This window comes from Aliiroseovarius pelagivivens (assembly GCF_900302485.1).
Classification (GTDB): domain Bacteria; phylum Pseudomonadota; class Alphaproteobacteria; order Rhodobacterales; family Rhodobacteraceae; genus Aliiroseovarius; species Aliiroseovarius pelagivivens.
The window spans coordinates 1,713,827-1,728,991 of record NZ_OMOI01000001.1; the positions used below are offsets into that span (position 1 = coordinate 1,713,827).

Sequence of the window (15,165 nt, forward strand, 5' to 3'; positions counted from 1 at the left end):
GAGCATGGGATAAAGAATGACAATGAACGCCCCCAAACGCACAATCGTATCGGTCGACGCCATGGGCGGAGATCTTGGACCGGCAGCTGTAGTTGCCGGTCTTGCGCTGTCTGCAGACAAGAACCCGAATATCGGGTTCATTCTGCACGGCAATAAACCCGAACTTGAAAAACTGGTCGCCCGGACAAAAGATCTGAACGAGGTTTGCGACATTCGTCACGCCGATGAGGTTGTGACCATGGATGACAAGCCCAGCTATGTGATGCGCAATGGTCAGAACACCTCGATGTGGTCAGCCATTGATGCGGTGCGCAACGGCGAGGCCGATGTGGTCGTCAGCTGTGGCAACACCGGCGCGCTGATGCTGCTGTCGATGGTCCGCCTGCGCAAACTGCCCGGCGTGAACCGCCCGGCGATTGCCTGTCTGTGGCCCTCGCGCAATCCAGCTGGCTTCAATGTGATGCTGGATGTGGGTGCGGATATCCGCGCCGATGATACCGATCTTCTGCAATATGCCTTGATGGGCGCGTCGTATGCGCGCAATGGGCTTGGTCTGGCGCGCCCCCGCGTCGGCCTTTTGAACGTTGGCACCGAAGAACATAAAGGCCGGCCCGAGCTGAAAAGCGCACACGAGCTGATTGGCGACGTCGCCGAGACCGCGAATATCGACTATATCGGCTTTGTCGAAGGCGGCGATATTCCGTCCGACCGCGTGGACGTCATTGTCACCGATGGATTTACTGGAAATGTGGCCCTGAAGACCGCCGAGGGCACCGCGAGCCTTGTTTCGGGCCTGCTTCGCGATGCGTTTAACGCGACCATCCTGTCGAAGGTTTCGGCTCTATTGGCGCTAAGCTCGCTTCGCCGCCTCAGCAAACGTGTGGACCCGCGTCGCAACAATGGTGGCGTGTTCCTTGGTCTGAACGGCACCGTGGTAAAAAGCCATGGATCGGCGGATGCGATGGGCATGTCTGCGGCCGTAAAACTGGCCTTCCGTCTGGCCGAAAGCGGTTTCAACCAGAAGCTTGCTGCGCGGGTTGCATCCGCAGGCACGCCAAGCCAAGATCAAAAAAACAAAAATCCGGAAGGTGAGCAGCCAGCATGACACTTCGCGCCGTGGTCAAAGGCGTCGGGCACTATTTGCCTGAACGCGTGGTTCCCAACTCGTATTTCGAAGACCTCGTGGATACCTCAGACGAATGGATTCGCACCCGTTCGGGAATCGAACGCCGCCACTTCGCAGCAGAAGATGAAACGACCTCGAAAATGGGTGCAAACGCGGCACGTGCAGCGCTTGCAGATGCGGGGCTGGAGCCTGACGACATCGACGCCATCGTTCTGGCAACCTCGACTCCAGACCTGACCTTCCCGTCGGTCGCGACGATGGTGCAGAACGAATTGGGTATGACGCGCGGCTTTGGATTTGACGTTCAGGCCGTCTGTGCAGGCTTTGTCTTTGCACTGACCAATGCCAACGCGCTGATCCTTGCGGGTCAAGCCAAACGTGTGCTTGTGATCGGGGCCGAGACGTTCTCGCGCATTCTGGACATGAAAGATCGCGCTACCTGCGTTCTGTTTGGGGACGGTGCTGGCGCCTTGGTGCTTGAGGCACAAGAGGGCGACGGATCGAACGCCGATCGCGGCATCCTTTCGGCAGACCTGAACTCGGACGGTCGTCTGCGCGAGATGCTCTATGTGGATGGCGGCGTCTCGACCACGCAGACCTCGGGCCACCTGCGCATGCAGGGCAATCCGCTGTTCCGTCAAGCGGTCGGAAAACTGGCCCAGACTGCTGAAACGGCACTGTCCAAAGTTGACCTGACCGATGATGACGTAAACTGGATCGTGCCCCATCAGGCCAATATCCGTATCATCCAAGGCACCGCCAAAAAGCTTGGCGTCCCGATGGACCGCGTTGTGGTCACCGTACAGGATCACGGCAATACCTCGGCCGCGTCGATCCCGTTGGCCATGTCGGTGGCGCGCAGCGAAGGTAAAATCAAAGACGGAGACCTTCTGGTCGCCGAAGCCATCGGTGGTGGTCTTGCTTGGGGGGCCGTGGTTCTCCGCTGGTAACAGCTTGAACCCGCGTATTTCGCACTCCAAGGCGCAATATCCACATCAAAAAGGGCAGGCAAGCTTCTGCTTTCGCAAGCCATTGATATTGACTCGGAATTTCAAAAATTCCATGCTCCATGCCAGTATCTGATCATGCCCGGTGCCTATGCGCCGATAAAAAGGGCAGAAAAAGCCATTCAGGGGGACAATATGAGTGAAAAGACTTTGACCCGCATGGACCTTAGCGAGTCCGTGTTTCGCGAGGTCGGCCTATCGCGCAACGAAAGCGCGCAATTGGTTGAAAACGTCTTAAACCACATTTCAGACGCGCTGGTATCCGGCCAAAGCGTCAAGATTTCGTCGTTTGGAACATTTTCCATCCGCGATAAGGCGGCCCGCGTTGGCCGCAATCCCAAGACTGGGGAAGAAGTGCCGATCCTGCCGCGGCGCGTTCTGACCTTCCGTCCGTCACATCTGATGAAAGATCGTGTTGCGGATGGCAATAAGCGCTGATTGAGCCTGTTCAGGGCCTGAATTTGCACCAAGACGCCACGGATTAGAGAGCAGGCAACGACATGGACAAGAAGTCTCCTGACGCCTTTCGCACCATCAGCGAGGTGGCCGATTGGTTGGGTGTGCCCACTCATGTGTTGCGTTTCTGGGAAAGCCGGTTCACGCAAGTCAAACCCGTCAAGCGCGCTGGCGGGCGCCGGTACTATCGCCCCGCCGACATGGAGCTTCTGGGCGGCATTCGGAAGCTGCTGCACGAAGATGGCATGACCATTCGTGGCGTGCAGAAACTTCTGCGTGAACAGGGCGTCAAGCACGTGGCGACCATGTCCCCTCCGCTTGAAAGCAACGAAATGCGGGATTCGGATGGATCGAACGTGGTGCCTCTGGCCTCCGCACGAAACACCACCGACGAAAACCCACAAGAATCTGTCGTGCAAGCGACAGAGGACAACAGCCCGGACGTCGCTGAAGCGCATGACGATCATCAGGACACCGTGGACGAAACCCCAGCTTCTGCTCCAGAGCCCGCGCCAGAAGACATCGCCGATCATGACAGCCCGCCGACCTTGACGGACGCGACTGACGAGGCCCCAGAGGACCTTGTTGTCCCTCACGCCGACCAGTCGGAGCCCGTATTGGCCGAAGACGCCCCCACCGAACGTGATTTGTTTTCGGCCGAGGTTGCGCAGGCATCGGAAGCGGTCGCAGCCCCCCAGTCGGACCCTGATCTTTCTGCACCCGAGCACAGCCACGAGCCAACCGAGCTTGAGGCTGATATTGCCGAGACGCACACCCCCGACGAAGGCGAGACGCCGCCCAGTGAAATCGCAGATCCTGCAGCAGACATCTTGGGAGAGGCGCCCGAGGCGTTTGAACCAGAGACCGCAGCCCCTGCAGATCCTGCCCCGGTGACAGAATCTGATCCGGCGCCAGAAGCCCCCGCGCCGATCGACATTTCTCATATCCCTGCGGACAGTGCCGATGACGTCCATGCCGTTGCGCCAAGCGTTTTGGTCAGTGTGCAACTCAGAGCGTTCCGCGCCGCAGGTGGCAACCTGCCCGACGACACCCTGAGCAGCCTGACCGCGCGTCTGTCAGATTTGGCGACCCGCATGGCCCCTGCCCCGTCAGACAATGGGCAGGCGGAATGACCCTGCTTGGGCCTTGGACAATTTCATTGGAAAGAATGCGCAATTTCGGGACTTTTCCCGCTTGCCCTGCCCGTGAAAATCACTATGTAAGGGCCTCAGTCGGGCTATGGCGCAGCCTGGTAGCGCGTCCGTCTGGGGGACGGAAGGTCGCAGGTTCGAGTCCTGCTAGCCCGACCAATTCAAAAAACGCCCGCCCGGCTTTCGGGTGGGTGTTTTTGTATGGATCAGGCCCCTCTATGGCCTGCGACGAAGGAGGAACGCCATGAAATCCGGTGTGCTGGCTGATCATCAGATCCGGCAGATGATCACGGAAGGCGGTATTTCCGCGTCCTCTCCTATCCTGAATGATCAAATCCAACCGGCCTCGCTTGATTTGCGTTTGGGCGAAAAAGCCTATCGCGTGCGCGCATCCTTCCTGCCGGGAAAAGAGGCCACCGTCACCGATCGCCTGTCGGAACTGACCATGCACGAGCTGTCACTGACCGGCGGCGCGGTACTGGAAAAGGGCTGTGTCTATGTGATTCCCCTGATGGAACGGCTGAACCTGCCCGAGGGCATGACCGCCGCTGCCAGTGCCAAAAGCTCGATCGGGCGGGTCGACCTAATGACTCGCGTGATCACCGATCAGGGGATCGAGTTTGACCGCGTCCCCGAAGGTTATGACGGCCCGCTGTATGCTGAACTCTGCCCGCAAAGCTTTTCTGTCGTAGTTCAGCCCGGTCAACTGCTGAACCAGATCATTTTCCGGCAGGGCAAAACGATTCTGTCTGACGACGAACTGCGCAAAGTACATACCCGCAGCCCGATCGTATCGGGCGAGCCTGTCATCTCGGACGGGTTGGGCTTCTCGGTCGATCTGAAACCTGCCAAAGGCGATCTGGTCGGCTATCGCGCCAAGCGCCACACTGGCGTCGTGGACCTGTCAAAACTGGCCCACTACGACCCTGCAGAGTACTGGGAAGAGGTCCGCACAACCGAAGGCCGGATCATCCTTGACCCTGGCGCGTTCTATATCCTTGTCAGCCGCGAGGCGATTGCCATCCCACCCGATTGCGCGGCCGAAATGGCGCCCTATCTGGCCATGGTCGGCGAGTTTCGCGTGCATTACGCGGGCTTCTTCGACCCCGGATTCGGCTATGATGCGGCGGGCGGAACCGGATCACGCGGCGTGTTGGAAGTTCGCTGTCACGAAGCCCCGTTCGTACTGGAGCACGGGCAGGTCGTCGGCCGCTTGGTCTATGAAAAGATGAGTGAAATCCCAGAGGCACTGTATGGCGTCGACATCAAGTCGAACTATCAAGGCCAAGGGCTGAAGCTGTCCAAGCACTTTAAGTAAACGCAAAAGCCGTATCATGCGCGGACCGGCTGCGCGGCGGTTAAAACAATCGCCTTCCGATCCGCATAGACTTCCGCCCACGTTTCGCAAGCTCGCGCGCTTTCCGGGCTTCCTCGCGCTCTTGCGGAGTCATGTCTTCCACCCGCTTGCCTTTCCGGGCTGCCATGTCGACCCCAGTATTCACACCTTTGTTGATCAGACGGCGCGTTACCAAGCGAATGATCATGTTGATTAACTGATTGGCGTTCATAGCATTAATCCTCGAACAGTTCTGACTGGCCTTCTGGGCTTTCGTCTTCGTCATCGCTGCTGGGGCCAGGCATGGATCCGGGCGGCGGACGACTTTCCAGCAGTCCGGCCGAACGCAGTTCTTTCAGCCCCGGAAGGTCACGGGCGCTTTCCAGACCGAAATGGTCCAGGAACCCCGGCGTGACCACGAAAGTTACTGGTCTACCCGGCGTCATACGACGACGACCAAAGCGGATCCATTCCATCTCGATCAATTGGTCAATGGTTCCACGGCTGACAGACACGCCCCGGATTTCTTCAATCTCGGTACGTGTAACAGGTTGATGATATGCGATAATTGCCAAAGTTTCGATCGCGGCGCGGCTCAGTTTGCGCTGCTCGACCGTCTCTTTCTGCATCAGGTATCCAAGGTCGGGCGCGGTGCGGATGGCCCAAGCATCCCCCACTTTCACAACCGACACGCCCCGCCCCTCATAGCGCTTGCGCAGATGGACCAAGGCCTCGGCCGCGTCGCAGCCATGGGGCATGCGGCCTTCCAGTTCTTTCACGCTGACGGCTTCGGTCGAGGCAAAGAGGATGGCTTCCACCATGCGTTCCTGTTCGCCCATCGGAGGTGCCTCGAACAGGCTTTCTTCGCGGGCGTCTGCGCGTTGGCCCTCGCTGGGCGTGTCACTGATCACATCATCCGTCATTCGATTTCCTGCGGATTTGAATGGGCGAGAACGAGTCGCCCTGTCTAAGTTCAAGCTCGCCGCGTTTGGCCATTTCCAACGTGGCGGCGAAATTTGCGGCCATAGCCGAGCGTCGTTTGGCGGGTTCGATCTCCCACCCTTCGGGAAGATAGGAAGTCAGCTCGGTCCAGTCGCCCGCATAGTTGATCAACCCGCGCATCCGGTCCAGTGCCTGCTCCATCGTCATCACCGCGTCGCGGTCCATGACGAAGGGGCGGAACTCATCCTTAGTGCGGATCCGGGCATAGCCCTGCATCAGGTCCAGAAGCGTCGCGGTATAGGTCACACGACGCACACGGGTCACATCTTCGGGTACACCGCGTGCAAAGAAATCGCGTCCCAACTGGTCGCGCGCCATCAGCTTGGCAGCGGCGTCGCGCATGCCCTGAAGGCGTTCCAACTGGAAAGCAAGGTGGGCGGCAAGTTCTTCACCCGACGGCCCCTCTTCGGTGGGATCAGGCGGCAACAGCAAGCGTGATTTCAAGAAGGCAAGCCACGCCGCCATCACCAGATAATCGGCAGCTAATTCGATCCTCAGATGCCGCGCCTGTTCCACGAAAGCCAGATATTGAACCGAAAGCTCCAGCACCGAGATCTTGCGCAGGTCCACCTTCTGGGTCCGAGACAGCGTCAGAAGAAGATCGAGCGGGCCTTCAAACCCCTCGACGTCAACGATCAGCGCCTCGGCGGCCAACCGCTCGGACACTGACATTGCATCTTCTTGAAACTCTTCAGTCTCGCTCATCACCCGCCTGCGCTACTGTTTCACCAGTCATCAGGCTCTGAAATTCAGCGTCCAAGGCTTCAATGTCAATGGGAAGGGGCGGTTTGCGCCATGAAAGCGCGGCTTGGGCGCGCGAAAGCGCCTCTCCGGCCAGATCTCCGCAGGCGTCTGCGACCTCTTCCATCTGCTCAAGCACGCCATTGCAGTGCAATACGATGTCACAGCCTGCCCGCAACGCAGCCCGAGATCGCACGGACAAGGCACCTGACAATGCCTTCATCGAGATGTCGTCGGTCATCAGAAGCCCGCCAAATCCGATCTTACCGCGGATCAACGCGATCATATCCGGGCTTTGGGTGGCAGGGAGGTCGGGGTCGATGTCTTCAAAGACGATATGTGCGGACATGCCCAAGGGCAGCCCGGCCAGCGGCTCGAACGCCATGAAGTCGGTCCAACCGAGTTCCTTGGCTTTGGTCTTCACGCGCGGAAGCTCTAAATGGCTATCCAGCGTCGAGCGGCCATGCCCGGGAATATGTTTAACCACTGGCAAGACGCCACCATCCAGCAAGCCTTGTGCCACGCTGGCCGCACGTTCGGCGACTTTGACAACATCTTCGCCATAGAGGCGGTTGTGCAGGATCGGATGAGTCTCGGCGGTGGCAATGTCGGCCAACGGAGCGCAGTTGCCGTCAATTCCAACGGACAAAAGCTCGTCCGCGATCAAGCGATAGCGAATATACAGGCTGCGCACCGACGCCTTGGGGTTCAGCTTGACCTGATCCAGCGCGGGCAACCATTCACGCCAATGAGGGGCGCCCATGCGCGCCACACGGCCGCCTTCTTGGTCAATGAATATGGGTGCATCACGCCCCACAGCACCCCGAAGTTCGCTGGTCAGCGCGCGCAATTGGTCGGGCGTGTCAACGTTTCGGGCAAAGAGGATAAAGCCCCAGGGCTGCACCCGCTCAAAGAAATCTCGCTCGGCCCGCGAAAGCACGAGGCCTTCGCATCCAAGGATATATGCACCAAAGCGGGACATGTTTTATCGGGTCACTACAGGGATACAGGCGGCTTTTTCAGCCATCAGCACCGAGCAGAAGCGACGCGAATCTGCCAAATCCGTGAAGCCCATCACACGAAGGCGATAAAAGGTTTTGCCCCCGGTTTGCGCCTTTTCGATCACGCGGGTCTTTCCGCCCATATAGTCCTCGAACCGGGCGGACAGGACACCCCATTGCTCGCGGGCAACCTCGGCGCTGTCAAATGCACCCAGTTGGACGAGACGCGTTCCGGGCGCCAGAGTTGACGGATCAACCTCTTTCGCAGCGGGCGTATCCGACGAAACAGGGGCTGAAACCTTGGTGTTCAGATCCACCGGCCGCACAACGGGGCGCAGGGATTTACTAACACCGGGAACCGACGCCGGGATGATTTTGACGCCAGACGTTGCAGGCGCTTCAGGTGTTTCAACGTCAGCCACCGAAGGCATCGGAACGACAGTCGGCGCGATCGAGGCAACAACTTCGGTCAGCTCAGTTTCGGCTGTGGTGCCTAGCAACGGTGCATCGGCAGCGATCTGGGCCGCAATGGCCAGTGCTGCGGCCACAGGGTCAACATCCAAGACCGGCTCGGTCACATAAGCCTGAATGGCGGCAGCGGGAACAGTCAGGTCCGTATCGGCACGGGCGACCGCGGCCACTGATGCATCATCATCGGATAGCGAAGCGGGCTCGGGTGCCAAAACAAGGCGATCTGCGGGGGCGGATGCCTCGCCTTCAGCCTGTACGGCGTTTACGGCCAAGCCCTGATGATCGGCAGATTGACCGCCCGGATTTTCAGGCTGCACACGCATCGGCCCTTCAAGGGCACGTACAACTGGAATGCCGGTCACATCGCGCATGGCCAGCTTGTAGCCCCAAACACCAAGACCGACGATCAGAGCAAGCGACACGGCGGCACCTGCGTAGTTCAGCAGCCCCCCGGCACCCCCACCATATGGTGCGGTCGGCGCGGCAGACTGGGTATCGTAGCCCGGATCGGCATAGGGCGCTTCCTCGTAGCCCGCATAATCGGCCTGCATTTGCGCAGGCTGCCGGGCTGGACCACCATGCGCGGGATGCACATAGGCCGATCCCGCTGCTGGGGCCGCTACGGGCCGATGCCCATAGTCAGGATGATTTTGATACGCCGTATGTGGGGCGCCATGCCCCCAATTTGCTTCTGCCATCTTGCCTCACACCCGGCTTTTCCAGGGGCTTGGCCTTTATGGCTCTTTCCACACCCTGCACCGGTTAAACTGCTCTACTCGCACTCGACCGGGGCGCATTTTGTCAGCGCATTTCCTCGGCCGGAGTTACGCCCAAAATACCCAATCCCGACGAAATGACAACGGCGACTGCGCGCGGCAGGGCAATTTTTGCCGCCGATGAGTCATTCTTGCCATCCTGAAGGAAGCGAAGTTCAGGCTTATCGTTGCCACGGTTCCACAGCGCGTGGAATTCCGAGGCCAGCTCGTACAGATAGAACGCGATCCGGTGCGGCTCGTGGGTGCGCGCGGCGATCTCGACCAAACGCGGCCATTCGGCCAGTTTCTTTGCGACGGCCAGCTCGGCCTCGTCCTGCAGGTTTGGTGTGTCGGTCAGGGCGATACCCTGCTCTTCAGCCTTACGCAGAACCGAACGCACACGCGCGTGGGCATACTGCACATAAAACACCGGGTTGTCCTTGGACTGTTCCAACACCTTGTCGAAATCGAAATCCAACGGCGCATCGTTCTTGCGGGTCAGCATCACGAAGCGGGTCACATCCGATCCCACCTGCTCGACCACATCGCGCAAGGTTACAAAGTTGCCCGCCCGCTTGGACATCTTGAACGGCTCGCCATTCTTCCACAGCTTCACCAGCTGGGTCAGCTTGACGTCCAGCGGCACTTTGCCATCAGACAGCGCTGAAACCGCTGCCTTCATCCGCTTCACATAGCCACCATGATCGGCGCCAAACACGTCGATCAAGGCGTCAAAGCCGCGTTCAACCTTGTCGAAATGATAGGCAATATCCGGCGCAAAATAGGTCCAGCTGCCGTCAGATTTCTTCACCGGACGGTCGACATCGTCGCCATGCTCGGTCGATTTGAACAGGGTCTGCTCGCGCGGCTCCCAATCCTCGGGCTTTTTGCCCTTGGGTGGCTCCAAAACGCCTTCATAGATCAGGCCTTTGCCTTCAAGCGTTTTGATCGCGCCTTCGATCCGGCCCGTGCCATAAAGCGATTTCTCAGAGAAGAAGACATCCATCTTCACACCCAACTGAGCCAGATCTTCGCGGATCAGGTCCATCATGGCTTCGGTGGCATACTCACGAATATTGACCAGCCAATCAGCTTCGGGCTTGCCCACATAGGCATCGCCCACTTGGTTTTTCAGTGCCTCACCTACCGGAACCAGATAATCGCCGGGATAGGTGCCGTCCTCGAACGCCACCTCTTGGCCATGCGCCTCAAGATACCGCAGGTACACCGAGCGGGCGAGCACATCGACCTGTGCGCCGCCATCGTTGATGTAGTATTCGCGCGTCACGTCGTGACCGGCAAAGTCCAGCAAACTGGCCAAAGCATCCCCAAACACCGCACCGCGCGTATGTCCCACATGAAGCGGTCCCGTGGGGTTGGCTGACACATATTCCACGTTGACCTTCTGCCCAGCACCCATGGCTGACCGGCCAAAGCCTGGATCTGCCAGCACGCCTTCAACCAAACCCGTCCAAACAGATGCAGGCAAGCGCAGGTTTAGGAACCCCGGACCAGCCACTTCGGCCACGTCGATGCGGGCATCCTCGACCAGCTTAGCTGCCAAGGTCTCGGCGATGTCGCGCGGCTTCATCTTGGCGGGTTTTGCCAGAACCATCGCCGCATTCGTTGCCATATCCCCATGCGCCGCATCGCGCGGAGGTTCGACCGCCACGTTGTCAAAGCTCAGCCCCTCGGGCAAAGCGCCTTCGCTGACCATCTGGGTCAGGGCATCAATCACAAGCGCGCGAATATCGGCAAACAGGTTCATCGGTTTGGTCCTTTTCTCTCAGGCGCACTCCTATCAGCCCCGCCCCAAAGGTCAAGCGATGCTGGGCCCGAACCCGCTGTCGGCCCATTTTCTTACTTAAAGTATCCTGGGGTGAATTGGCTGCAGGCCAAGAGGGGCAAAGCCCCTACCCGCCCAGCCCCAAACGCGCATGTTCCTGAAGCGCGAAACGATCGGTCATGCCCGCGATATAATCCGACACCAAGCGCGCCAAAGCGGTCTCGCCATCAGCGGCCTCGATCTCGCGGCACCACTCGTCGGGAAGCTCCATCGGGTGCGCCATGAATTGGGCGAATAGATCCCCGACCACGGCAGTGACGCGGGTGCGCATCTCGACCACCGAGGGTGCGCGATACATGCGGGTGAACAGGAAATTGCGGATCACTTTCAGATCGCTCCACAGTTCGGGCGAAAAGCGAATGACCGCGTGATCCAGCGCGCGAATGTCTTCGACCGTTTTGGGGTCGGCCGCTTTCAACAAGGCCTGCGACGTGTCCAGTACATCCTCGACCATCACGCCAAAGACGCGGCGCAGCGCCTCGTGCCGCCTTCGTCCCGCATCCAGACCGGGATAGAGCCCGTCCACCTCGGAAATCGCAGCGCCCACAATAGGCAGCTCGGCGATTTCTTCCATCGTGAACAGCCCGGCCCGCAGCCCGTCATGCAGGTCGTGGTTGTTATAGGCGATGTCATCCGCCAGTGCAGCCACCTGCGCTTCGGCCCCGGCATGGGTGGACAGCTCCAGATCGTGTAGTGCGTTATACTCGGCCAATGCGTAAGGCAGATCGCCGGTCACCGGGCCATTGTGCTTTGCAATCCCTTCCAGCGTCTCCCATGTCAGGTTCAGCCCGTCCCAATTGGCATAGTGCCGCTCCAAGGACGTCACGATCTTCAGCGCCTGCGCGTTATGATCGAACCCGCCAAAGGGGGTCATCAGCTCGTCCAGCTTATCCTCGCCGGTATGGCCAAACGGCGTGTGACCCAGATCATGCGCCAGCGCCACGGCTTCGGTCAGGTGCGAGTTTAGACCTAGTGCTCCCGAAATTGTGCGCGCCACTTGTGCCACTTCGATGGAATGGGTCAGGCGGGTGCGGAAATAGTCGCCTTCGTGTTCCACGAACACCTGCGTCTTATGCTTTAGCCTGCGAAAGCCCGAGGAATGGATGATCCGGTCTCGATCCCGTTGATAGGGCTCGCGAAATTCGCTTTCCCCTTCTGCATGAAGCCGCCCCCGGCTGGCGCCGGGCTGAGTTGCAAAGCTGGCAAGCATGGCTGCCCCTTTCCGCCTGTCATCTCTGGCGCGTTTTGGATGTCCCGTCCGCACGCACCTGTTCAGGGCGTCTTGTCGCGCCCGTCCGGCCAACCTATATTCCCTTTGGCGTGAACATGAAACGGAATTCCCGATGGACCTGAACCTGCCCCCCAAAGTTACCGAACGGGCCTTTGCCCGCCTGTCCGAGATCGGCGCAAGTGCGCAGGGCAAAGCGTTGCGCGTGGCCGTCGAAGGCGGCGGCTGTTCAGGGTTTCAATACGAGATCTCGTTGGATGACCCTGCCGAGGGCGACATGGTACTGACTGGCGGCGGCGAACAAGTGGTGGTCGACGAAGTGTCCCTGCCCTTTTTGGCCAATGCGGTCATCGACTTTACCGAAGAGCTGATCGGCGCACGCTTCGTGATCGACAACCCGAACGCCACGGCCTCCTGCGGGTGTGGCACCTCGTTCTCGATCTAAGGGATCAGGCTGCCATCAGATCGGCACCCAGTGCCATCGCGTCCAACGCATCCTCTTTCTCAATCCGCCACGCAAAGGCAAAATCGCTCTGCCACGAATTTCCCAACTGGCGTTTTAACGTGCCAATCAGCGTGTTTGCCATAAGTTCGGCTTGGTCCGCACCCAGTCCGCGCATGGCCAATCGAAACCCGATCAGGCGCAATCCAGCGATCAGGGTCACATCGTTCCCGGCAAACGCCATCATCATGCGATAGAGCACCCGAACCTGTTGGGTGGGATCGTCGATATTGTCGCCAAACAACACCCGCAACTCGGGGGCGCGGGCAAACAGCAACGGAAAAAACGCATGGGCAAATGCATCTTCCTGTCCGACCAAAAGGTCTAGGCTGTGCAGGCATTGCGCGCGTGTCAGATGGTCCATGGCAGTGTTCCTTCCTGTGAAACGTCAGATTTGCGTCAAACTTGATGGATCTCGGTTAACAATTTCTGACTGCTTCCGAAGAAAACCGCTGCCCCGCGCATTTTTCTTCCCCCCACCCCACGAACACGCTACGAGGCGCGCATGAAGACGCATTGGCATACGATCATCATTGGCGCAGGCGCGGCGGGGCTGTTTGCCGCCCCCTATGCGGCCAAGGCGGGTGCCACGCTGGTCATTGACCACGCCAAGAAACCCGGCGAGAAGATCCGCATCTCGGGTGGCGGGCGCTGTAACTTCACCAACATGTATGCCGAGCCAAAGAATTTCGTGGGGCAAAACCCGCATTTCCACAAATCCGCGTTGGCCCGTTTCAGCCAATGGGATTTTGTCGAACTGGTCGATCAGGCGGGTATCGCGTGGCACGAGAAAACGCTGGGGCAGCTTTTTTGCGACGGGAAGTCCACCCAGATTGTCGAGATGCTGACGACCCGCCTGGCGCAGGCCGGGGCGGAGATGTCGATGGAGACCGCGGTGAATGCGGTCACGCAGATCGAAGACGGTTTCCGACTAGACACCTCGAAGGGTTCGTTTACCTGCCAAAACCTTGTCATTTCGACAGGCGGCAAGTCGATCCCCAAGATGGGTGCCACAGGGTTTGCCTATGATGTTGCACGGCAATTCGGGCACAAGATCATCGAGACAAACGCGGGGCTTGTGCCCTTCACCTTCCCGGATGGGCGTTTTGCGTCTATCTCAGGCGTCTCCCTGCCTGTGCGCGTCTGGAACGACCGCGCCAGCTTTGAAGAAGCGATGCTGTTCACCCATCGCGGCTTGTCCGGCCCGTCGATCCTGCAAATCTCGTCCTATTGGCAACCCGGCGAGGCCGTGCATATCGACCTGATCCATGGGCTTGATCTGCGGGAAATCCTGCGCGCTCAGCGCCAATCGGAAGGACGGCGTCAGCTGTCGACCGAATTGTCCCGCCACCTACCCGGGCGCTTGGTTGAACATCTTACCACAGAGTGGGCGGGGCGTTTCGACCTAACCGAGAGGCTGGCAGATCAATCGGACAAGGCGCTGGATGCGTTGCTGGGGCAATTGTCTGACTGGGAAGTCATACCGTCTGGCACCGAAGGCTATCGCACGGCCGAGGTTACGCTTGGTGGGGTTTCGACCGACGGGCTGGACAGCAAGTCCATGATGTCGAAAACCATCCCCGGTCTCTACTTCATCGGGGAATGCGTCGACGTCACCGGCTGGCTAGGCGGTTTCAATTTCCAATGGGCTTGGGCCAGCGCGCACGCTGCCGGGCGGCATATCGCCGAAGGCTGACCCGCACCGCTTGCGCCGACCCTCATTTGCCCCCACAGTACCGCCAACAACAGGAGAGCCTCATGAAAATCGCCAGCTTCAACATCAATGGCATCAAGGCCCGTTTGCCCGCTTTGATGGACTGGCTGGACGAGGCGCAGCCCGACGTGGCGATCTTGCAAGAAATCAAGTCCATTGACGAGAACTTCCCCCGTGAAGCCTTTGAAGACAAAGGATATAATGTGGAAACACACGGGCAGAAAAGCTTTAACGGTGTGGCGCTTCTGTCCAAGCTACCGCTTGAGGATGTAACGCGCGGCCTGCCCGGTGACGATGAAGACGAACAGGCCCGCTATATCGAGGCGACCGTGGTGGGCGATCAGGCCGTGCGGATATGCGGGCTGTACCTGCCCAACGGCAACCCCGTGCCCGGTCCGAAATACGATTACAAACTGGCGTGGATGGAGCGTCTACGCGCCCGTGCCGAGGAACTGCTGGCCGAAGAAATGCCCTTCTTGATGGCAGGTGACTACAACATCATCCCACAAGCCGAAGACGCAGCGCGCCCGCAGGATTGGACGGAAGATGCGCTTTATCGCCCTGAAAGCCGTGATGCATGGCGCAAGATCCTGAACCTTGGCCTGACCGAGGCGTTTCGCGCCCGCAATCAGGCTCCGGAACAATACTCGTTTTGGGACTTCCAGCGCGGGTCTTGGCAACGCAATGACGGCATTCGCATCGACCATTTCCTGCTGTCCCCAGAATGTGCGGACCTGCTGGAAGACTGCCAGATCGACAAGGAAGTGCGCGGACGTGAGAAGCCCTCGGACCATGTCCCGATTTGGGTAAAGCTTGCCGCGTAAGGGTT

At 59.2% G+C, this 15,165-nt stretch carries 16 protein-coding genes and 1 tRNA gene; 9 read left to right on the forward strand and 8 right to left on the reverse strand.

Annotated elements, in window-relative coordinates:
* The first annotated feature begins 16 nt into the window (after positions 1-16).
* From plsX to ALP8811_RS08380, 6 genes are all read left to right on the forward strand, one after another.
* On the forward strand, positions 17-1,105 hold the full coding sequence (gene plsX / locus ALP8811_RS08355) for a phosphate acyltransferase PlsX (protein WP_108856659.1): 1,089 nt from the start codon (positions 17-19) through the stop codon (positions 1,103-1,105).
* On the forward strand, positions 1,102-2,076 hold the full coding sequence (locus tag ALP8811_RS08360; protein WP_108856660.1) for a beta-ketoacyl-ACP synthase III: 975 nt from the start codon (positions 1,102-1,104) through the stop codon (positions 2,074-2,076). Before plsX ends, ALP8811_RS08360 begins: the two co-directional genes overlap by 4 nt.
* A gap of 192 nt (positions 2,077-2,268) precedes the next feature.
* Entirely contained in the window at positions 2,269-2,571 is a 303-nt protein-coding gene (ihfA, locus tag ALP8811_RS08365) for an integration host factor subunit alpha (protein WP_108856661.1), read from the forward strand.
* A gap of 62 nt (positions 2,572-2,633) precedes the next feature.
* The gene (locus ALP8811_RS16435; protein WP_245924608.1) at positions 2,634-3,722 is read left to right on the forward strand and encodes a MerR family transcriptional regulator; all 1,089 of its coding nucleotides are present in this window, start codon (positions 2,634-2,636) and stop codon (positions 3,720-3,722) included.
* Positions 3,723-3,822: 100 nt separating this feature from the next.
* Positions 3,823-3,899: transfer RNA gene (locus ALP8811_RS08375), tRNA-Pro, on the forward strand.
* 85 nt (positions 3,900-3,984) lie between these two features.
* A complete protein-coding gene (locus ALP8811_RS08380; RefSeq protein ID WP_108856662.1) occupies positions 3,985-5,058 on the forward strand; it encodes a 2'-deoxycytidine 5'-triphosphate deaminase in 1,074 nt (357 codons plus the stop codon).
* A 40-nt stretch (positions 5,059-5,098) separates the two neighbouring features.
* On the opposite strand, the gene ALP8811_RS08385 is transcribed toward ALP8811_RS08380, so the two are convergent.
* The 7 genes from ALP8811_RS08385 to ALP8811_RS08415 all read right to left on the reverse strand — a co-directional run bounded on the left by ALP8811_RS08385 (position 5,099) and on the right by ALP8811_RS08415 (position 12,102).
* Positions 5,099-5,308, reverse strand: a complete 210-nt coding sequence (locus ALP8811_RS08385; RefSeq protein ID WP_108856663.1) for a hypothetical protein — start codon at positions 5,306-5,308, stop codon at positions 5,099-5,101.
* 4 nt (positions 5,309-5,312) lie between these two features.
* Entirely contained in the window at positions 5,313-5,999 is a 687-nt protein-coding gene (gene scpB / locus ALP8811_RS08390) for an SMC-Scp complex subunit ScpB (protein WP_108856664.1), read from the reverse strand.
* Positions 5,989-6,783, reverse strand: a complete 795-nt coding sequence (locus ALP8811_RS08395; protein WP_108856665.1) for a segregation and condensation protein A — start codon at positions 6,781-6,783, stop codon at positions 5,989-5,991. Before ALP8811_RS08395 ends, scpB begins: the two co-directional genes overlap by 11 nt.
* Complete coding sequence (locus tag ALP8811_RS08400) at positions 6,770-7,801, reverse strand: glycoside hydrolase family 3 N-terminal domain-containing protein (protein ID WP_108856666.1); 1,032 nt, start codon at positions 7,799-7,801, stop codon at positions 6,770-6,772. The genes ALP8811_RS08395 and ALP8811_RS08400 overlap by 14 nt, the downstream gene beginning before the upstream one ends.
* Before the next feature lie 3 nt (positions 7,802-7,804).
* Positions 7,805-8,989, reverse strand: coding sequence for an SPOR domain-containing protein (locus ALP8811_RS08405; protein ID WP_108856667.1), 1,185 nt, complete (start codon positions 8,987-8,989; stop codon positions 7,805-7,807).
* A gap of 103 nt (positions 8,990-9,092) precedes the next feature.
* Complete coding sequence (gene argS / locus ALP8811_RS08410) at positions 9,093-10,814, reverse strand: arginine--tRNA ligase (protein WP_108856668.1); 1,722 nt, start codon at positions 10,812-10,814, stop codon at positions 9,093-9,095.
* A gap of 145 nt (positions 10,815-10,959) precedes the next feature.
* Entirely contained in the window at positions 10,960-12,102 is a 1,143-nt protein-coding gene (locus ALP8811_RS08415; protein ID WP_108856669.1) for a deoxyguanosinetriphosphate triphosphohydrolase, read from the reverse strand.
* 139 nt (positions 12,103-12,241) lie between these two features.
* Here ALP8811_RS08415 and ALP8811_RS08420 point away from each other — a divergent pair, with 139 nt between their 5' ends.
* Positions 12,242-12,565: a HesB/IscA family protein gene (locus tag ALP8811_RS08420; protein ID WP_108857487.1), complete on the forward strand. Its 324-nt coding sequence runs from the start codon at positions 12,242-12,244 to the stop codon at positions 12,563-12,565.
* 4 nt (positions 12,566-12,569) lie between these two features.
* On the opposite strand, the gene ALP8811_RS08425 is transcribed toward ALP8811_RS08420, so the two are convergent.
* Positions 12,570-12,986, reverse strand: a complete 417-nt coding sequence (locus tag ALP8811_RS08425; RefSeq protein ID WP_108856670.1) for a globin family protein — start codon at positions 12,984-12,986, stop codon at positions 12,570-12,572.
* Positions 12,987-13,127: 141 nt separating this feature from the next.
* On the opposite strand from ALP8811_RS08425, the gene ALP8811_RS08430 reads away from it, so the two are divergent.
* Both ALP8811_RS08430 and xth read left to right on the forward strand, forming a co-directional pair.
* Positions 13,128-14,318, forward strand: a complete 1,191-nt coding sequence (locus ALP8811_RS08430; protein ID WP_108856671.1) for a BaiN/RdsA family NAD(P)/FAD-dependent oxidoreductase — start codon at positions 13,128-13,130, stop codon at positions 14,316-14,318.
* Positions 14,319-14,380: 62 nt separating this feature from the next.
* The gene (gene xth / locus ALP8811_RS08435) at positions 14,381-15,160 is read left to right on the forward strand and encodes an exodeoxyribonuclease III (protein WP_108856672.1); all 780 of its coding nucleotides are present in this window, start codon (positions 14,381-14,383) and stop codon (positions 15,158-15,160) included.
* The last annotated feature ends 5 nt before the right edge of the window (positions 15,161-15,165 follow it).